Origin of the sequence: Streptomyces sp. AJS327 (assembly GCF_013450295.1) — a bacterium.
In the GTDB taxonomy this organism is placed as follows: domain Bacteria; phylum Actinomycetota; class Actinomycetes; order Streptomycetales; family Streptomycetaceae; genus Streptomyces.
In genome coordinates this window covers 573,781-593,275 of sequence record NZ_SKBR01000004.1, presented here as the reverse complement: position 1 = coordinate 593,275, position 19,495 = coordinate 573,781, and the positions used below count along the sequence as shown (strand labels likewise).

Annotated in this window: 15 protein-coding genes; 3 read left to right on the top strand and 12 right to left on the bottom strand. The window is 72.8% G+C overall.

What is annotated here, in order from left to right:
• Window positions 1-60: 60 nt before the first annotated feature.
• The 10 genes from E0L36_RS24345 to hemL all read right to left on the bottom strand — a co-directional run bounded on the left by E0L36_RS24345 (window position 61) and on the right by hemL (window position 12,855).
• Entirely contained in the window at window positions 61-1,698 is a 1,638-nt protein-coding gene (locus E0L36_RS24345; RefSeq protein ID WP_308416915.1) for an ABC transporter substrate-binding protein, read from the bottom strand.
• An 8-nt stretch (window positions 1,699-1,706) separates the two neighbouring features.
• Window positions 1,707-3,845, bottom strand: a complete 2,139-nt coding sequence (locus E0L36_RS24340) for an ATP-binding protein (protein WP_180931404.1) — start codon at window positions 3,843-3,845, stop codon at window positions 1,707-1,709.
• A gap of 203 nt (window positions 3,846-4,048) precedes the next feature.
• On the bottom strand, window positions 4,049-4,333 hold the full coding sequence (locus tag E0L36_RS24335) for a hypothetical protein (protein WP_180931403.1): 285 nt from the start codon (window positions 4,331-4,333) through the stop codon (window positions 4,049-4,051).
• Between the two features lie 350 nt (window positions 4,334-4,683).
• Window positions 4,684-5,724 carry a hypothetical protein gene (locus E0L36_RS24330; RefSeq protein ID WP_308416914.1) on the bottom strand — a complete coding sequence of 347 codons (1,041 nt, stop codon included), beginning with the start codon at window positions 5,722-5,724 and terminating at the stop codon, window positions 4,684-4,686.
• A 146-nt stretch (window positions 5,725-5,870) separates the two neighbouring features.
• Window positions 5,871-6,926, bottom strand: coding sequence for a c-type cytochrome biogenesis protein CcsB (ccsB, locus tag E0L36_RS24325; RefSeq protein ID WP_180931689.1), 1,056 nt, complete (start codon window positions 6,924-6,926; stop codon window positions 5,871-5,873).
• 59 nt (window positions 6,927-6,985) lie between these two features.
• Entirely contained in the window at window positions 6,986-8,848 is a 1,863-nt protein-coding gene (locus tag E0L36_RS24320; protein ID WP_180931402.1) for a cytochrome c biogenesis protein ResB, read from the bottom strand.
• 3 nt (window positions 8,849-8,851) lie between these two features.
• Window positions 8,852-9,622 (bottom strand): cytochrome c biogenesis CcdA family protein, encoded by a 771-nt coding sequence (locus E0L36_RS24315; protein WP_180931401.1) that lies wholly within the window; start codon window positions 9,620-9,622, stop codon window positions 8,852-8,854.
• 7 nt (window positions 9,623-9,629) lie between these two features.
• Window positions 9,630-10,232, bottom strand: a complete 603-nt coding sequence (locus E0L36_RS24310; RefSeq protein ID WP_180931400.1) for a TlpA disulfide reductase family protein — start codon at window positions 10,230-10,232, stop codon at window positions 9,630-9,632.
• Between the two features lie 266 nt (window positions 10,233-10,498).
• Window positions 10,499-11,146 (bottom strand): histidine phosphatase family protein, encoded by a 648-nt coding sequence (locus E0L36_RS24305; RefSeq protein WP_258016601.1) that lies wholly within the window; start codon window positions 11,144-11,146, stop codon window positions 10,499-10,501.
• A gap of 389 nt (window positions 11,147-11,535) precedes the next feature.
• Window positions 11,536-12,855, bottom strand: a complete 1,320-nt coding sequence (gene hemL / locus E0L36_RS24300; RefSeq protein WP_180931398.1) for a glutamate-1-semialdehyde 2,1-aminomutase — start codon at window positions 12,853-12,855, stop codon at window positions 11,536-11,538.
• A 116-nt stretch (window positions 12,856-12,971) separates the two neighbouring features.
• Here hemL and E0L36_RS24295 point away from each other — a divergent pair, with 116 nt between their 5' ends.
• From E0L36_RS24295 to E0L36_RS24285, 3 genes are all read left to right on the top strand, one after another.
• Entirely contained in the window at window positions 12,972-13,520 is a 549-nt protein-coding gene (locus tag E0L36_RS24295; RefSeq protein WP_180931397.1) for a hypothetical protein, read from the top strand.
• A gap of 882 nt (window positions 13,521-14,402) precedes the next feature.
• On the top strand, window positions 14,403-14,960 hold the full coding sequence (locus E0L36_RS24290) for a hypothetical protein (protein WP_180931396.1): 558 nt from the start codon (window positions 14,403-14,405) through the stop codon (window positions 14,958-14,960).
• Between the two features lie 697 nt (window positions 14,961-15,657).
• Window positions 15,658-16,050 carry a hypothetical protein gene (locus tag E0L36_RS24285; RefSeq protein ID WP_180931395.1) on the top strand — a complete coding sequence of 131 codons (393 nt, stop codon included), beginning with the start codon at window positions 15,658-15,660 and terminating at the stop codon, window positions 16,048-16,050.
• A 13-nt stretch (window positions 16,051-16,063) separates the two neighbouring features.
• On the opposite strand, the gene E0L36_RS24280 is transcribed toward E0L36_RS24285, so the two are convergent.
• Together E0L36_RS24280 and E0L36_RS24275 are read right to left on the bottom strand one after the other, a co-directional pair.
• The gene (locus tag E0L36_RS24280) at window positions 16,064-16,972 is read right to left on the bottom strand and encodes a ketopantoate reductase family protein (protein ID WP_180931688.1); all 909 of its coding nucleotides are present in this window, start codon (window positions 16,970-16,972) and stop codon (window positions 16,064-16,066) included.
• Window positions 16,973-17,462: 490 nt separating this feature from the next.
• A complete protein-coding gene (locus E0L36_RS24275) occupies window positions 17,463-19,484 on the bottom strand; it encodes a long-chain fatty acid--CoA ligase (RefSeq protein ID WP_180931394.1) in 2,022 nt (673 codons plus the stop codon).
• Window positions 19,485-19,495: the final 11 nt, after the last annotated feature.

Genomic DNA, 19,495 nt, shown 5'->3' with positions numbered 1-19,495 from the left:
GGCCGCCCCGGAGGCCGGGGCCCAGCGACTACAGACCGGCTAAGGGCTGCTACAGGCTGGCTACAGGCCGGAGGGGCACTCTCCGGAGAACTCGTCCGCGTAGGTGCGGTAGGGCTTCTCGGGTGGGCCGTCCTCCCCCTCGCGTCGCTTCGTCGGCACCGGGTGTTCCTGGATGTGCACCGCCTTGCAGACCGGCCAGAGCGTCTTGCTGGTGGGGATGTTGAATCCGTAGGTGCCGCTCGCGCCCTCCACGCAGGGGCTGCACCCGTCGGCGCCGCCCCGCCGGTTGGGCTTGAGGTTGAGCAGTTTGTGGTACACGTCCTCCCGCACGCGCTCGGCGGCGGCCGAGGCGTTCTCGTCCGGAGTCTCCTGGTCCTGCTCCGCCTTCTCCAGCTCCGCGCTGCCCACGTCCTCGTAGGCCAGCCCGGACGCCTCGCTGACCGCGCGGAACGCGTCGTAGTACATGATCGCGTAACCGTCGTCGAGCGGCTTCGAGCCCATCTTCTGCCGCTTGGCCAGCGCCGTGAACTGCTCCTCGAACTCGGCGAACCCGGTGGGCAGTTCCCCGGACTTCCTGGTGTCCTTCGCCCGCGCCCAACTCGGGTCGACGGAAGCGGCGTTGACGATGCGGATGTCCGCCCGCTCCATCCTGTCGGTCAGGTCCTTGGTGGTCAGCTCGGGCGGCAGGCCGATGCCGACCTTCAGCACCCGCAGCGGCTTCTGGTAGCCGCAGCGCGGGGTCGCAGCCAGCCCTTTGATCAGCGCGGGCAGGTCCTCGTCCCGCCCGGCGTAGAAGACGGTGTCGGCTTCGGCGGCGCAGATGTTCAGCACCGGCATCTTGAAGAGCCGTGGGGTGCCCGCCTCCTCGCCGCGCGTACCGGCGAAGTCGGCGAAGTTCGTGTCCAGGTCGTACTTCCGCCCGAAGGCGTCGCGCAGCTTCTCCTCCAGGTCGCGCGCGTAGGTGTCCTCGTCCCGCCTGTCGAACACCAGGTAGCCCTTGCCCTTACCGGGGTTGTCCGCCAGGTACTCCTTCAGCGCCTCGCTGAAATGGGTGTTGGACGGCGAGGTCTTGAAGAAGTACTCCTTCGAGTGCATGTCGGACGAGGTGATCACCGGTCCGACGGAGGGGATCGCCTTCCTGGCGAGGGCGCGCATCGCGTCCCGTGAGTCGTCGGTGCTGCTGGGCAGGCCGATGGTGGCGATCAGCGGCGAACGCGTGTCGGACATCCGCACCAGCTGGTCGGTGACCGGCCGCCACTGCTTCATGCCCCTCCCGATGTCGGCGAGCAGCAGTTGGTAGTCGGGCCCCGGGCCCTTGTTGGCGGCCCGCTGCCCGGCCAGCGCGCCCGCGAGCCCGTTGCGGATCAGGTCGAGCGGCATCGCGCTGGTCTCGTCGGAGCTGAACGGCATGGTCAGCGCGATCCGCCGGACCGGCTCGTCGCTGTCCTCGACCGAGGCGTTCTCCCGCGCGACCGCCCGTACCAGTTCCTTGATCTCCGGGGCGTAGGCGAAGTCGCCCTGGGCGAGGGCCATGCAGGCGCCCTCGACCCGTTGCAGGTCGTGCCGGCACTCCTCGGTGTCGTCGGAGCGCCAGACGGTGATGGCGGTGACCAGCCCGGCGATCAGGGCGAGGCCCAGTACCAGCCCGAGTATCTTCTCGCCCGGGCCGAACGGACGGCGGCGCGTGTGGTTCAGCACGGTTCCAGTCAGTCCAATCCTTCGACGGGGTAGGGCCGGCGGCCCTCCCACGCGGCCGTCGGCCAGGAGCTGGCCGCCGCGTTGAGCACCGGATGTCCCGAGGCGTGCCGCAGGGACAGGAAGTCCAGTTCGGTCCCGATCCCGGAGCACAGCTCGCGCAGCGGCTCCCGCACCGGGTCGTCCAGGAACCACAGCGCGTGCAGCAGCCGGTTGACGGAGCGCTGCACGTCGTCGGCGCTGGGCTGCCGGTGGTCGCAGGAGCCCCGCGCGATGTCGGTGCGCTCGTCCCGCCACTCCCCGGACGGCGGGTGCGGCGCCGAGGCGACGTGCCGCAGCGCCGCGAGGAAGCCGCGCACGTCCTCCTGTTCGGTGAACATACGCGTCAACTCCAGGACCACGCCCTGTGCGTAGCCGAGGGCGAGCGTGTGCCGCAGCGCGTCCACCTCGTCGCCCGGGGCGCCGCGCTGCTCGTGGTAGCGGCGCAGGAAGTCGTGCAGGTCGCCCCACTGGCGTCCGGTCTGCTCCTCGGGGGAGCGGCGCCGGGTCTCGTGCACCAGCAGCGCGTACAGCAGCGGGTCGGCGACGAAGGAGGGCGCGGGGGCGTACGGGGTGCCGCGCGGAGGCGTCCACCACTCGCGCTCCAGATAGCGCGCGGCCTCCAGCACCCGGGAGCGCTCGGCGTCCACGATGCCGGTGCCGCCGCCCGGCGCCTCCCCGGTCAGTCCCTCGGCCACCAGGGCCTCGGCGGCCTCCCGGTCACGGGCGAGGGCCAGCACCATCAGGTGGTGCCGGGTCGGCAGCACCGGGACGAGGCGGCGCAGCAGACGTTCGGCGACCGGCGCCGCGCCGTTCTCCTCCTCCGCGCCGCCGTCGCCCTCCCCACCGGTGCGCAGGTCGAACAGCTCCTCGGGCTCGACGGAGCGGTCGGCGGAGGCGGCCACCACCGCCTCGCAGAGCATCCGCCCACTGAGTGGGTGACCGCCCGTCAACCGGTGGACGACAGTGCAGAGTTGGGCGTGTCCCGGACGGGATGTGCGTTGCAGCATGCTGAGCAGGTCGCCGGAGGACAGCGCGGGCAGCGGCAGCGTCAGCACACCTGCGGACGGCTTGTCCGGCGAGCGCCGCTCCCAGCCGGTTCCGTGTGCCAGCTCCGCCAACTCGCCCCGGGAGGCGTGCGGGTAGTGTTCCGCACCGTCCCCGAGCAGACTCGCGAGGACGATCAGCGGGTCGGTGCCACCGGACGTGGCGCTCGACTGCCGGTGCTCCAGGAGCCGTTCGAGGAAGGCGGCGCCGGTCGTGGTGTGCGCGTCGTCCAGCAGCACCAGCGGTCGCGGCACCCGGTTGATCCGTTTCCACCAGCCCCGGTAGCCGTCGACCAGGTCCTCCAACAGGGCCGCCACCAGCGTCTGTTCGACGGGGGGCAGGAGGTCGCCGCCCTGGTGGAAGTCGAGGCAGAGCCGGACCAGCGGATCACCCTGCTCCTCGACGGCGGCCTGCGGCCGGGCCCGGTACCAGGCGCGCACCGGCTCGCCCCCACCGGAGCCCGCGTGCCGCCGGACGTACTCCTCGACGACCAGCCGGGCTACCGGCTCCAGGTCGTCCTCTCCCAGCGCCGCACCGGAGTTGGCGACCAGTTGCCCGCCGATCGCCGCGACCCACTCCTCACCCTCCTCCTCGCCGCCCTGCCCCGGATGGTCGGCCAGCGGCAGCAGCGCGCCGATCCGGGAGGCCGCCACGGCGCGCTGCCCCTGATCCCCGCGCCGCCAGCTGGAGACGGCGAACAGTCCGGCCAGCAGCCGGGGGAAGCGACAGGGACGGTAGCCGGGAACGGGGCGGGCGAGCCCCACCGCGATCCGCTCCAGTACCTCGACCACACCGGAGGTGTTGGGCTGGGCGGCCATCCCCTCGCCGCCCGCCGCGCGGGGGTCGGCCAGATCGACGCGGGCGAGCGGGAGCAGTTCGGTGTAGTGCCGCTGGACGGCGTCGAGCGCGGCGGTCTTCCCGGCACCGTGCTGCCCGGTGAGCACCACGACCGGGGGATCGTCCCGGTGTTCCTGCCGGACCAGCCGGGGGCGGTCGCTGGACGTCAGGCCGACGAGCCGTGGCACCAGCTCGCCCAGGAGCGGTTCCTGCCCGTACAACTCCATCGCGTCCCCCGCGTCTCGTACACGTTCCGGTGGCCCGTACGTGCTCTTCCGTGTGCGCGTTCCCGTCTCACGCCCGTCCCGTCCGGGGACTCGCGTGTCTCTCTCCCGTTCCGTCGGCCCGGCCGCCGCGCCGGGCCCGTCGACCGTCCGGCCGCCGCGCGCGGCGTGCGCCGCGGTGCCGTCGGTGCGCCCCTGGCACCGTGTCACGCGAAGCGCGCCCCGGCACCCGGTCCCCCGGCCACCTCGGCCAACTCCCCGTCGGGGGTGAGCCGTTCGCCGCCCGCCGCCCCGGCGGCGGGTGCGGCGCCGCGCGGGCCAACCCCGGCGGCGGTGTCCCCGCCCGTCCCGAGGTGCCCGGCGACCGCTCGTCCGAGGTGGCGGCCCGGTGGCCCTGGGGCACCCGTCCACCGCACCTCGCCTTCCGCGCCCCGCACCGGACCGGCGCCCTTCGGCCACCTACCCGGAATCCGGCGGCCCACCACTGCCACGAACCACTCGTCTATTGGTATACCCCTTGGGATCGTTTTCCGGCCGCTGGAAGGGCGTGCACGGCGCGGATTTGGCTGAAGTACGCGGTTGGGCGGGCGGGTTGGCCGGGCAGTGCCCTGCGGTGCGGTCGGTGAACTCCGGGCGGGACGGGGCCCGCGGGGACCCCGGGGCGGCACGGCGGGCGCGCCCTGGCACCCGGAGTGGCCGAATCCAACCCCCTGGGCCACCCGGCCCGTTGGTGAGTACCCCGCGCCCGTCCTCCAACCGCCCTCCCACGGTGGATGGTTCGGGACCACCCGACACCCCGACGCCTCGACACCGACGGCTCGCGGGAGGGGCGCGTGGCGGGTCAGCCGCCGAGGGCCCGGGAGAGGACCTGGCCGATGACCACGTCCACCACCTCGCGGGCGCTGCCCCGCGAGGCCACCGACACCAGCTCGCGCATCCGGCGCAGCGTGCCCCGCACCCGCCCGTCGTCCGGATCGCCGTCACCGGAACCGGAACCGGCAGCGGAACCGCCGTCGCCCGGCCCGGCGTCCGGGTCGTAGCGCGTCAACTGGCGGCTAAGCCGGAGGAGTTCGTCGAGCGAGTCCGCGTCCAGCTCCAGCTGCGGCGCCAGCGCGCCGATGAGCACGCCCAGTTCGGCCGGGCGCAGCTCGACGGAGTAACGCACGTCGGCGCTGTGCAGATCGCGGCCGGCGATCTGCACCTTGTCGGCGCGCGCGATGTGGGTGCGCACCACCGGCCGCGCCCGCTCCCGGCGCTGGCGCAGGTACTCCTCCAGCCGGGCGCCGCTCCAGACGAACTCGCGGCCGTCCCCGGTGAGCGACACCCGGGGGCCGCGCGCGTCCCCCGGCTCGGCCTCCGTCCGGACCAGCAGGTCCACGTCGGACAGCCAGTCCACCGCGTCCGAGACCTCCTCCCAGGAGAGCGCGGTGCCGAGGAAGAAGATCTGCGCGGAGTCGAAGAACTCCCCGAGCCGGGGCTCCGTGTGGCCCCGGCGCTGCCGCAGCCACTCCAGTACGGCGCGGAGCGCGTACTGCCGCCGCTCGCCGTCGTTCTCCCGGCGGCGGGCCAGCCTGCGGGCCTGTTCGGCCCCCTCGGGCCGCAGCAGCACCAGCGGCCCGCCCGCGCCGGATCCGCCGTACCCCGCGTACCGCCGGACGAAGCCCAGCGCGACCACGTGGTCGATCAGCGTGGCCAGCACCTCCGGCTCGATCCGCTGCCAGGCACGGAACTCGGCGCAGCCGACCGGGGCGTGGCTCTCGCCCGCGCGCTCCCACAGCCACAGCAGGAAGCGCGGGGCGTAGCGGTCGAAGTCGGCGTTGTGGACGGCGGGTTCACCGGGTACGGGAACGGGACCGGCGGGGTCCGGTGGCGGGGCAGTCACGATGCGGTGAGGGTACCCTCGCCTCCCGGACCCACCAAGTAAGCCCGCGCGCCCGCCCGTTGGCGACCCCGCCGGGGGAGGCACGGTCAGCGGGACGGCGGCCGGGGTCAGCGGGACGGCGGCCGGTCAAGGCCGGGGCGGCCCGGTCAGACGTCGGCGTAGGAGTGCTGACCGTCGAAGAGGACGTTGACGCCGTAGTAGTTGAAGAGCCAGGTGGCGAAGGCGAGCAGCGCCAGGTAGGCGGCCTTGCGGCCCTTCCACCCGGCCGTCGCGCGGGCGTGCAGGTAACAGGCGTACACGACCCAGGTGATGAACGACCAGACCTCCTTGGGGTCCCAGCCCCAGTACCGGCCCCAGGCGTCACCGGCCCAGATGGCCCCGGCGACGATCGTGAAGGTCCAGAACGGGAAGACCGCCGCGTTGATCCGGTAGGCGAACTTGTCCAGCGAGGCCGCGGAGGGCAGCCGCTCCAGGACGGAGGTGGCGAAGGCGCTCGGCTTGCCGCCGGCGATCAGCTTCGTCTCGTAGCGGTCCCGGAAGAGGTAGAGGATCGTGCCGACGCAGCCGAGGTAGAACAGAGCGCCGCAGACGATGGCCAGCGAGACGTGGATCCACAGCCAGTAGGAGTCCAGCGCGGGTACCAGCTGGTCACTCTCGGTGTAGAGGACGGTGACGGCCAGACCGAGGTCCAGCAGCACCGTCGTCACCAGCGGCAGTCCGATCCAGCGGACGTTCTTCCGCGCCACCAGGAAGCCCAGGTACGCGCCGACCGCCACCATCGAGAAGGTGGTGGAGAACTCGTACATGTTGCCCCAGGGCGCCCGCTGCACCGAGAGGGAGCGGGTGAGCACCCCGCTGAAGTGCAGCAGGAAGGCGAGCACCATCAGCGAGACGGCGATCCGCCCGTACAGGTCGCCCTGCTCGTCCCCCGCCGCCGCGCCCGGCCCGTCCGGCAGGTCCCCGCGGCGCCCGGACGAGGAGCGGGTGACGACCCGGGGCCGCTCCAGCACCGCGGTGCCGCCGCCCTCGGACTCCTTGCCCGCCGCCCCGGCCTGCGCCGGAACCGCGGCGCCGCCCTTGGCGCTCTTCCCGCCACCGGTCTTGCCACCGGTCAGTTCGGCCGCCGTACGGGCGACCCGGCTGCGGCTGCCGAACACCCACTCCGCGATGTACGCGAAGAAGGTGAGGATGTAGACGGCCATCGCCGAGTAGACGAAGTAGTTGCTGATCTCGGCGAGGCTCTCGTTCGCCGCTGCGATGATCACTGGCGCTCTCCTCGGGGCGAGGTCGCGGCGCCGTCCTCGGCGTCGCCTGCGGTGGGGGGGGTGGGCCCGGCCTCAGCACCGGGCTCGGGGTCGGACGCGGAACCGGAGCCGGAACCGGTATCGGGCTCGCCCGCGCCGGACCCGGCGCCGGACCCAGCGGCGTCGGAGTCGGAGTCGGCGGTGGTGGGCTCGGGCGGGGCGGCGACCGGGGCGTCCCGCCGCAGCTCGTCGGCGAGTTCGCCCAGCTCCTCGGGGAGTCGCGCGGAGTCGCTCCGGCCGAGTCCGGCCATCTCGACGACCGTCTGGCCGTCCGGGCCGGTGGCCGCCCGCACCCAGACCCGGCGGCGCTGGATGAACAGCGAACCGGCCAGGCCCACGATCGCGGCGAGCGCCCCGGCGAGCGCCCAGCCGTTGCCCTTCTGGTGGGAGACGGTGAAGTTCGCCCACTCCTCGATGCCCTCGAACTTCAGCGTGCCCGCGCCGTTCGGGAGCTTCATCGTGCCGCCCGGGTCGAGGCGCTTGGCGAAGGCCCGTCCGTTCTTCTCCTTGAACTGCTTCATGTTCGAGGTGTCGAGCTGGTAGACGCTCTGCGCGAGGCCCGCGTCCAGCCCGAGGTCGCCCCGGTAGGCGGTCAGGAACATGACCGGGTTCTTCGGCATCGGCGACTGGGAGAACATCGTCCCCGACTTCGGGTCGAAGTGCGGTACGAAGAAGCCCTGGAAGCCGAGCTGGTCCTTGCGCCCCCTGGCGTCCCGGTAGTCCGTCACCTTCACGACGCCGCTGGAGGTCAGGTTGGTGTCCTGCTGGAGGAAGGGCACCGGACCGCGGTACGCGATGTCGCCCTTGCCGTCCTTCACCGAGACGATCGGCGCGTAGCCGTGCGCGATCAGGTACACCTTCGAGTCGCCCACCTGGAGCGGCTTGTTGACCTCGATCCGCGCGGGCTTCTCGGCGCCGTCCGCGCCCTCCCAGTAGGTGATGTCGGCGCGGTAGTCGCGCGGGGTGTTCTTGTTCGGCCCGCTGCTCTCGAAGGAGGCGTGGAAGTCCTTCAGGGTGAACCCGAAGGTGTCCAGGTCGTCCGCGCTGAAGAGCGAACCGGAGCGGAAGTCGTCGTACTGGGTCATGGTGTTGGCGAAGCCGTCACCCTTGATCACCAGCTTGCTGCCCTCGGCCTTCCACAGCTGACCGGCGGCGAAGGCCAGCAGCAGCACGATCAGCGCGATGTGGAAGACGAGGTTGCCCGCCTCGCGCAGGTAGCCCTTCTCCGCGGCGACCGAGTCCGCGCCCTCCGCCCGGTCGGTGCGGAACCGCTTCCCGCCCAGCAGGGAGCGCGCGGCGCCCAGCACCTCCTCCGGAGCGGCGTCGGTGCGCCAGGTGGTGTAGGCGGGCATCCGGTTCAGCCGCCGGGGGGCGCGTGGCGGCCTGCTGCGCAGCTGGCCGACGAACTGCCAGCTGCGCGGCACGATGCAGCCCGCCAGCGAGATGAACAGCAGGATGTAGATCGCGGAGAACCAGACCGAGCTGTAGACGTCGAACAGCTGGAGCCTGTCGTAGATCGGTGCCAGGACGTCGTGCTTCTGCCGGAACTCCTCGACCTTGACGGCGTCGACCGAGGTCTGCGGGATGACGGAGCCCGGCACCGCGCCCAGCGAGACCAGGAACAGCAGTATCAGCGCGACGCGCATCGAGGTCAGCTGCCGCCAGGTCCAGCGCAGCCAGCCCAGCAGCCCCAGCGAGGGGACGTTCAGCCGGTCCTCGCCCGGGGCGGTGGACAGCTGCGCCCCGGCCTCCCGGGACGCCTCGGCGTCCTCGGTGCCGCCGGCCGGCGCCGGGTCGCTGTCGGTCTGCGTGGTGCTCATGGTTCAGATCCCCACCGTGAAGTCGGACGACCAGACCTGGATCTCGTAGACGATCCGGTCCCAGATCCCGGTGACCAGCAACAGTCCCACCGCGACCAGCATCCCGCCGCCGATCCGCATCACCAGGGCGTAGTGCCGCTTCACCCAGCCGAAGGCGCCCAGCGCCCGGCGGAACGCGACGGCGGCGATCACGAACGGCAGGCCCAGCCCCAGACAGTACGCCACGGTCAGCAGCGCCCCGCGGCCCGCGCTCGCCTCGGTCAGCGCGAGGGTCTGCACGGCGGCCAGCGTCGGCCCGATGCACGGCGTCCAGCCGACGCCGAACAGCACCCCGAGCATCGGCGCCCCGGCCAGCCCGATCGCCGGCTTCCTGTGGAACCGCAGCTCGCGCGAGGTGAACCGGGAGAGCGGCCCGAGGGCGCCCATGAAGGCCAGGCCCAGCAGTATCGTCAACCCGCCCAGCACCTGGGAGATGGTCTCGCGGTGCTGCTGGAGGGTGGCGCCGAAGCCGCCGAAGAACGCGCCGGTCGAGACGAAGACCGCGGTGAACCCGAGGACGAACAGGCCCGCGCCCGCGGCCATCCGCCCGCGCCGCGCCTCCGCCAGGTCGGCGCCGCTCACCCCGGTGACGTAGGAGAGGTAGCCGGGGACGAGCGGCAGCACGCAGGGCGAGAAGAAGGAGACCAGACCGCCGAGGACCGCGATCGGGATCGCCAGCAGCAGCGCCCCGGAGAGGACGGTCTGGTTCATGCCGGTGGCGAGGAGCGTGTCCATGCCCCGGTCACTTCTCCTTGATCAGGGGCTCGATGGCGTCGCGCAGCTCCTTCTCGCTGAGCTCCTTCAGCGCGCGCACGGCGATCCGGCCCTTCCGGTCCAGGATGGCGGTGGACGGGATGGTCTGGAGAGAGAGGCTGTACTTGGGGAACCGCAGGATCTGCTTCCCGCTCGGGTCGTAGATGCTGGGGTAGTCCACGTTGAAGTTGCGCTCGAAGGCCAGCGCGGGGGCCTTGTCCGGGTCGCGGGTGTTGAGCCCGACGAACTCGACACCCCGGTCCTTGGTGTCCTTGGCCACCTTGGCGAGGTTCGGCGCCTCGGCCCGGCACGGCGCGCACCAGGAGCCCCAGACGTTCAGCACCACGACCTTGCCGCGGTACTCCTTGAGTTTCAGGGTGTCGCCGTCGAGGGTCTCGCCCTCGATGTCCGGCGCCTTCTTCCGGTCGCCCTTCGCCACCTTCGTCAGCTCGCCGGTGCCCTGCACGAACTTGGTGTCCCCGGAGGCCGATCCGGTCTCGCCCGCACCGCAGCCGGTGAGCGCCAGCGCCCCGGCCGCCACGGTGGCGAACAGGGCGGCGAGACGACGGCGTGGGGCACGACTCTGGCTCATGTGAAAAGTTTCGCATGGGCATAACGGGGATCTTCCGCACCCCCCGGACTCCCCCGTCCCGGGCTGGTCAGCGGCTCACACCCGCTCCCCCGGCCCCACCGGCGCCCCGGAGGTCACCGGACCTCCCCCACCGCGTTCCGGCCCCCAGCCGTCCGGCCGCCCCCGCGGACGGAACCGGCCGGACGGAACCGGCCGGACGGCCGACCGCCGGAGCGACAACCGCCGAACGACGGGCGGCCGGACAACCACCGGACACCCGACGGACATCACGCCCCGAAACCGGGCGAACCTCCCTTTACCGGGCGGGCGCCCGCCAGCAGATGCGCCGGGACCAGATCGCGGGCCGGTTCGGTGTAGCCGACCGAGACCAGCCGGTCCCCGAGGTAGGTGAAGCTGGTCAGCGAGGCCAGCGTGCACTGCCGCTTCCGCGGGTCGTGCCACAGCCGCCGCCGCTCGACGTAGCTGCGGAGGATCCAGATGGGCAGCTGGTGGCTGACGCAGACCGCCTCGTGTCCCCGGGCCGCGTCCCGCGCCGCGTCCAGCGCCGCGCGCATCCGCACCACCTGGTCCACGTACGGCTCACCCCAGGACGGACGGAACGGGTTGCGCAGGTACGGCCAGTTCCCCGGCTTGCGCAGCGCGCCGTCGCCCACCCCGAAGGTCTTCCCCTCGAAGACGTTCGCCGCCTCGATGAGCCGCCGGTCGACGGCGGTGTCGAGGCCGTGCGCCGCGGAGATCGGCGCCGCGGTCTCCCGGGCCCGCTCCAGCGGGGAGGCGACGACGTACGTGACGTCCCGCTCGGCCAGGTGCTCGGCGACCCGCTCGGCCATCCGCCGCCCCAGCTCCGAGAGGCGGTAACCGGGCAGCCGCCCGTACAGGACGCCCTCCGGGTTCTCCACCTCACCGTGCCGCATCACGTGGACGACGGTGACGGTCTTGTCGTTCACATCCCCGCCGACCGGCACGTCCCCGCCCGTCAGGCCCGTCACGCCCGGCCGTCCGCCGTCCGGTCCGACCGCTCCGTTCTCACCCGCGCTGCCCATACCCGTCCCCGGCTCCGTCCTGTCACTGTCAACTCCGCACCCCCGCTCCCCCACCCCGGCGGGCCCGTGCGCCTCCTCGGCCCATCCGTCCCAGCGCCCCCACGCACGCCCGGCGTTCACCTGCCGGCCCGGCCGGGCCCGCACCGGGCCGGGCGCCTCGGAGCGGGGTGTCCTCCCGGCGGCCACGCCACCCTGGCCGCGCCGCCACCGCGACCCGGCCCACCACGCGACCGCTCACCGCGCCGCCGTCGCGGCGCGGATCACGCCGGGGTCGCCTGGGCGGCGGCCCGGGCCGCCGCCGGAAGGGCGTCAGCGACGCGCTCCAGCGCCCGCTCGTCATGGGCCGCCGAGACGAACCACGACTCGAAGGCGGACGGCGGGAGGTACACGCCCCGCTCCAGCATCGCGTGGAAGAACGCGGTGAACCGGAACGTCTCCTGCCGCCTGGCGTCCTCGTAGTTCCGGACCGGCTGGTCAGTGAAGAAGACCGAGAACATGTTGCCGGCGACCTGGATCCGGTGCGCCACACCCTCCTGCGCCAGCGCCTCGGCCGTCAACTCCCGCAGCTGCTGGGAGGCCGCGTTGACCACCGCGTACGCGGCGTCGTCCAGCAGCCGCAGCTGCGCGACGCCCGCCGCCGTGGCGACCGGGTTCCCCGCGAGCGTCCCCGCCTGGTAGACCGGACCGGCCGGGGCCAGCTGCGCCATGACGTCGGCCCGGCCGCCGAAGGCCGCGGCCGGAAAGCCACCGCCCATCACCTTCCCGAAGGTCATCAGATCGGGTACGACTCCGTCGATCCCGAACCAGCCCTGGCGGCTCACCCGGAAGCCGGTCATGACCTCGTCCGAGACGTACAGCGCGCCCTCGGCCGCGCACAGCTCCCTCAGCCCCTGGTTGAAGCCGTCGAGCGGCGGCACGATGCCCATGTTCCCCGGCGACGCCTCGGTGATCACACAGGCGATCTCCCCCGGGTGGGCGGCGAACGCGGCCCGCACCGACTCCAGGTCGTTGTACGGGAGCACGATCGTGTCCCCGGCGGAGGCGCCGGTCACGCCCGGGGTGTCCGGCAGCCCGAAGGTGGCGACCCCGGATCCGGCGGCGGCCAGCAGCGCGTCCACGTGCCCGTGGTAACAGCCGGCGAACTTGACGACCTTGGCGCGGCCGGTGAAGGCCCGGGCCAGCCGGATCGCGGACATCGTCGCCTCGGTACCGGAGGAGACCAGCCGCACCCGCTCGACCGGGTCGATCCGGGAGACGATCTCCTCCGCCAGCTCCACCTCGCCCGCGCCCGGCGTACCGAAGGAGGTCCCGGCCTCCACCGCCGCCCGCACGGCGGCCCGCACCTGAGGGTGCGAGTGGCCGAGGATCATCGGTCCCCAGGAGCAGACGAGATCGACGTACTCCCGGCCGTCCGCGTCAGTGAGGTACGGACCCGTACCGGACACCATGAACCGGGGCGTTCCGCCCACGGCGTGGAAGGCGCGCACCGGAGAGTTCACGCCTCCTGGCGTCACGACGGCGGCACGCTCGAAGAGCGACTGCGATACTGGGGCGTTGTACGAATACGTCACGTTGCCCATGGTGTCAGAGGCTCGGGCGCTTGTACGGCGGGGCGTTTCACAGCCCGCCGGGTGGGGAGGTCTCTGTCACGATGATCGGGTTGCGCGGCGGCGGTCGCGAATGGTCGGGTGGTGACATGCATCGCAGTGGCGGACTGGGAGAGGGGACCGGCGACCTCGGACCGGAACCGGCGCGCGGACGCCACCGGCGCGATGCGGGGGAGTTCGGGAACAACAGGGGTGGCGGGCGCGTGGGGGTGACCTACAAGTACTTCGGCGCACCTGACGGCGCCACAGCGGCGCGCGTGCCCATCTCGATGCGCCCGGAGGAGCTGGGCGGCGACGAACTCGGGCACGGCATGTTCACCAAGATCAAGCCGGAGACGATGGCCGCCATGGTGCTCACCGGCATCGAGGGCATACCTCTCTACCGCGTCCCGCCGCTCGAACTCGTCGTGCTGCACCCGGACTACGCCGTGGTGAAGCTCCCCATGACGGTCGTCGACCCGCTCCGTGGCGTCGGTGACGAGACCGTCGGCGCCGCCGCCTTCATCTGGTCCACCGTCCCGGATCGCGCCGGACCGCAGGACGCCTTCAACGTCTACCAACTCCTGCACGAGTGGCAGGACTTCAGCGACCGTCTGCACGCCGCGGGCCACCAGCCGTACTGCCTGGTCTGGCCCTGACACCGGAACCAACCCGCGCCGCACGGTAGTTCACGGCCTCCACACGAGGCGCACCCCCGTCCCGCCCCCATCCAGCGAGGGCCGCACGGGGGTTCGACGTCTCCGGCCCCGACACTCCCACCAGCACCGGATCGTGGTGCTCCTCGGGCGCGTTACCGCTGACGGTTCGGACACGTCACCGCCCACGGCACGGGAGCCCGGGCCCCGGCGGCACCTCGTACGCGAACCGGTCCCGGGGTGGGGTGACTTCGTTCCGACCGGTCCCAACCCCGGGGCGTGACCGGTCCGATGGGCACGGACGGCGGCTACGGCGACGGCGACCGGCCGCGGTGACGGGTGGCCGGCCGCGGTGACGGGTGGCCGGGACGGCCACGACGGAGACGGAGACGGAGCCGGACGCGGGGGACGCGACGGGGACGGAGACGGGCCGGGCCGGGCCGGGCCGGGCCGGGCGAAGAACGGGGCGGGGGGACCGGGAAGAGACGTGTGGCGCGGCCAATGATCTCGGCTCAATATCGCCGGTGACCGTGGCGGATCAGGTCGCGATATCCCTGGCCACTGGAAATGCGGTTTCACTGGTGTGACAACTGGCAGGGGTTCGGGGATTCCGTTTCCGTACTGCTCAGCTGGTTCGGTTCACGACACACGCGCCGCGTCGCTTTCAGGATCGAGCGGGTCCGCGATATCCGTTGGAGCGGCAGAAATCCCGGTATTCCTCCGCGTGTTGGGCGCCCGTTGGCCCCGGTGTGCCCGAGAAGGTGACCATTGACGTGTCCTCGCCACACCGTTTACGGTCCGCTGGAATTGGCACGGCCAAACCCCCCACACACAGTTCCCGGCAGGACGGCTTCACCCTGCGCGGAACTGAGAGGAGACATTTCGATGTCGAGCACACCCAAGAATTCCAGACTGCGGTCGAAGCTCTTCCGACGGACCGCGATCGGCGTGGCCTCCGGAGTTCTGCTCGCGGGCAGCGTGACCGCCGCGACCTCCTTCGCCAGCCCCTCCGAGGACCCGCGGCACCGCGCCAACGCCGAGATCCTGGACTCGCGTTGCGCCGTCCCGCCGGACCGCGACCTGAACATCACCAAGACCGTCTACAGCATCGCGAAGGAGCGCAACGTCACCGACAAGGTGCTCCTCGCCGCCTTCGAGGCCGGCTGGGTCGAGTCCCACATGAACAACCTGAACTGCGGCGACCGGGACTCGCTCGGCGTCTTCCAGCAGCGTCCCAGCCAGGGTTGGGGCACCCCGGAACAGTGCATGGACCCGGTGCACGCGACCAACGCGTTCCTGGACCAGGCCATCCCGAACGACGCCAACAACCCGAACTTCACCGCGGGTGAGCTGGCGCAGAGCGTCCAGCGCTCGGCCTACCCGGAGCGGTACGACCAGAGCGAGGAGAAGGCCCGCTCGATGATCGCGGAAGTCCAGGGCTGACACCCGTCCGCGACGCGGGCCGATCCCCCCACGGATCGATCCGCGCGGCACTCCGCCCGGTGCGGGCGTGAGGGGAGTCCGTCCGGCATCAGGGGGTGCGCGACGGACTCCCGCCCGGTACGCCGGGTGACCCGGGTCCCCGGGCCCGGCGGGGGTGTTCCGCGAACGACGGTCTCCGTGCCGACCGTCCGCCACGGAACACCCCCGCGCCCCGTTCGGGCCCGTGTGCCCCGCGCGCCCCGACGACCCACCGCTCCCCGGCTCTCGCGGCCCCGGGACCATCCGGCTGGCCCGACTCACCCGGCCCCGACGGCCCGCGACCGTCGTGCCTCCCGCGGCCGTTCAGCTGCCGCAACCCCAATGTGGCGGGCGCCTCCACCTGTTGTGGCCACTCCGACGGTCCGGGGCTCCGACGGTCCGGCGGCTCTGACCGTTCTGGCCCACCGTTCGCCGGGGTCAGGCGTGTGGGCCGAACCGCGCCTCGTCCAGGTGCGGTTGATCGGTGGACGCCGAACGGAGACGGCGCGGTCCGGGTTTCGTCCCCATCCGTCACCCACCGCCCCGTCCCCCCGCGGACGCGTCATCATCGATGCGATCGACGGGATCGACGGGCGAGGGGACGTCCGACGGGCCGGACGGCGGCGGCCCACGCTGCCCGGCGTCCGGGAACAGGCGACGCTGAGGACACGGGGGAACGATGAGTACACGGTGGGGTCTGATCGTCGAGGAGAACGACGGCCGCGGACTCGACACGAGCTGGTCGGGGAGGGTCCTGACACACGTCACGGGCACCCGTGAGGAGGCCATGGCACGCCTGGAGGAGTACGCCCGCGCCTACACGCCCAAGCGCCCGGCGGGCGCCCGCGAACCCCGGCTGTACCAGACCGACGAGGGCTTCCTGCTCCTGGAGGAGGGACTGCCACGCGGTCACGGCTGCCGCTTCACCCTCGCGCGGCTGCTGTACGACGGCGTCGCGGAGAAGCGGGCCGCCACCGCCGCCCGGCAGGCGGAACAGCAACGGCGCCAGGCCCAGCGGGACGCCGAGAAGGCGGCGCGCCGCGCTGAGCGCGGGAGTTGGTGGAAACGCTGACCGTCCCCACCGCTCACCCTGGGGCGGACCCCAACCCCGGGGCGAGGCGGGTCAGTTCGCCGACCAACCGCTCGGCCACCGGGACGGGAACGCCGTGCCGGGCGGCGGCCCGCAGCAACGCGCCGCCGATGGCGTCGAGTTCGAGTGGACGCCCGGCCTCGGCGTCACGCTGCATGGAGGACCTGGTGGCAGCGGGGAAGGCGTCGTACAGCGCGGCGCCCGCGGTCTGGTCCACGGACGTTCCGTTCGCCTCGCACACGGCCGCGATCTCGGCCAGCAACGCCCGCAGTTCGTCCCGGTGTTCGCCCACCACGCCTCCGGCGAGTACCGCGTAGCGGGTGCTGAGCAGCGCCATCGGCGCGAGGAACGCCATCTTGTTCCACAGCACTTCGTCCTCGTCGTCCCGCACCCGCGTGGTCACCCCGACCTGGTTCAGCGGCTCCGCCAGAGCCGCGAGCCGCTCGGACGGGGTATGCGCACTCGCCAGGTCCAGCCGCACGAAGGGGCTGCCGTGCTCGACGACGCCCGGCTCAACCCGCGTCGACTCGACACGGATGGCGCCCGGCACCACCAACTCCGGGGCGTAGTACCGCCGGAGGAGTACGGGATGCTCCACACCGTTCAGCAGCGGGACGAGCAGGCCCTCGCCCAGCGCCTCGGCGGGGACCCGCTCCAGCGCGGACGGCAGGGCCGTGGCCTTGACCGCGACCACGCAGGCGTCCACCCGCTCCCGCAGGACGGTGTCGGCCAGCACCGGAGCGGTGAAGTCCCCGAACACCCCACTGCGCACACGGATTCCGCCGGTACGCAACGTCTCGGCGGTCGTCTCCCGGGCGAGGCAGATCACCCGGTGCCCGGCACGGGAGAGCAAACCGGCCAACAGCCCGCCGACTCCGCCGGGGCCGAGGATCGCGAACGTCATTGGATGGTCGGTGAGTTCGGGCTGAGACTGTCGCACGGGAACACGCTCCTCCACGTCGTCACTTCCGGCCCCGAGGGGTCCGGCGTCCGGTACCGCCCCTCCAGTGTCCCGCCCCACCCCGCCCTGTCCCCACCCAGCTGTCCCCACCCCACCCGGCGCGCTTCCCGGCTCCGGCCTCACCCGCCCAGGCACCGCCCCGCGCGGGCGGGGAACAGCCGCTGGACACACCGGTCTTCACGGTCGTGAGCCCAACCTCGCGTCGGCGGCGATCAGTTGTCGTCGAGCCGCCGCACCGCGTAGTGCGTGGGACCAGCCCCGCTCGGGCGGGGACCAGGCACGGCGATCTGGGGGCCGGGGGCGGCGGGGGGCCGTCCGCCCGGGTGGGTGGGGCTCGGGCCCTTTGGCTCCCCCGGGGTGGGGCGTCGGCGACGGTACCCCGACGGGCGGCCTACGCGGGTCTCCGCACCGTTCATCCGCGCCCGTACGGCGGTCAGTCGTCGCGGTAGAGCGCTTCGATCTCGCGCTGGTAGGTCGCGGTGACCGTCTCGCGGCGGAGGGTCAGAGCGGGGGTGAGCATACCGTTCCGCGGCGTGAACTCCCCGTCGAGCAGCCGGAAGCGGCGGATCGCGCCGGTCGCGGGTGCCTCGTTGGCGTCGTCCACGGCCTGTTGCACTATCGCCAACAGCTCGGGTAGTGCGATGAGTTGGGGGAAGGGGAGGTCGGGTGGGAGGCCCCGCGCCGCGAGCCAGGGCTCCAGTGCCGGACGGTCCAGGGTGATCAGCGCGGCGACATAGGGCCTGCCCTCGCCCACGACCAGGCAGTGGCCGATCAGTGGGCGGTCGCGCAGCCGGTCCTCCAGCGCCGCGGGCGAGACGTTCTCGCCAGCGCTGGTCACCAGGATGTCCTTCTTCCGGCCGACGAGGTGCAGGTAGCCGTCGTCGTCGAGGTAGCCCAGGTCCCCGGTGGCGAGCCAGCCGTCGCGCAGCGCCACCCGGGTGGCCTCCGGGTCCATCCAGTACGAGCCGAACACCACGCGTCCGCCGACCAGCACCTCGGAGTCGTCCGCGATCCGCACGGCGTTCCCCGGCACGGGGTGGCCGACCGAGCCCACCCGTGGTGCCAGCGGGGGTGTCAGGGTCACCGCGGCGGTGGTCTCGGTCAGTCCGTAGCCCTCGTGGACGAGGATTCCGCAGCCGAGGAGGAACAGGTGCAGCCGCGGGTCGAGCGCGGCTCCGCCGCTGATCGCGTACCGCGCCCGGCCGCCGAGGGATCCGCGGATCCGGCGGTAGACGAGCGTGTCGTACAGCCGTCTGGCCAGTCGCAGCGCGGGCGAGGGGCCGTCGCCGGTTCCGCGTAATCGTCGCAGTTCGGCCTCGCCGTACCGCACGGCGACCCGGTAGGCGCGGGCGAACACGACTGCTCTGCCTCGGCGTTCGGCCTCGCGGCGGGCGGTGTCGCGGACCGACTCGAAGAAGGACGGGACGGCGGGAAGGAACGTCGGGGCGAACGCCTCCAGTTCGGGTTGGAGTTCCTCGGGGGTGCCGCCGGGCCAGAGGCCGAGGGTGATCCGGTCGAGCAGGCAGGCCACCATGACGACCCGGCCGAGGATGTGCGCGAGCGGCAGGAACAGCAGGGTGGCTGGAGCCTCGCGGGCGGTCCCGACGAGTACCGGGCGTAACAGCCGTACCAGGTTTGCGGCTTCGGCGTGCAGGTTCGCGTGGCTGAGCACGCAGCCCTTCGGCGGCCCGGTGGTGCCCGAGGTGTAGACGAGGGTGGCCGTGCTCTCCGGGGTCACGCCGCGCCGTCGTTCCGCGACCACCCGGGGCGAGATGTCCCGTCCGATCTGGACGAGTTCGTCGAGCGCCCCGGCGTCGATCTGCCAGATCCGGAGGGAACGCCCCAGCCCCGCGAGGGCCTTCTCGGCGACGCGCGCGTGTCCGGGGTTCTCCACGACGAGGAACACCGCGCCGGAGTCCTCCAGAACCCAGGCGGCCTGCTCGGCGGTGGAGTTGGCGTAGAGCGGGACGGTCTGGCCACCCGCCGCCCAGACGGCGAAGTCGAGTACGGCCCACTCGTAGCGGGTGCCGCACATCAGGGCGACCCGGTCGCCGGGGGCGAGCCCGGCCGCGATCAGTCCCCGGGCCAGGGCCGAGACCTCCCGGGCGAAGGTGGCGGCGCTGACCGGCTCCCACGTGCCGTCCGTGCCGGGGCCCGCGTAACGGCCGCCGAAGTCCCCTGGCCGCCCGGGAGTTCGTAAGGGGCCACCGGGTCCGGCGGCCGTGGGGCGGTCGGATGGGAGGGGTTCGCGGCGGCGCAGCACCACGGATCGGGGAGCGTGCGCGGCGTTGTCGAAGGGGATGTCCGCGAGGCCGCCGCGGGTGAGTTCGTCCGCCAGCGGCGCGGTGCGCACCTCCCGCACGACGCCGTCGACTTCGGTGACCTCGACGGCCACCGGCTCCGCCAGCCCGGAGGCGCGCAGTGCGGAGGTGAGGTCCTTGCCGATACCGCCCATGTCAGCTCCGG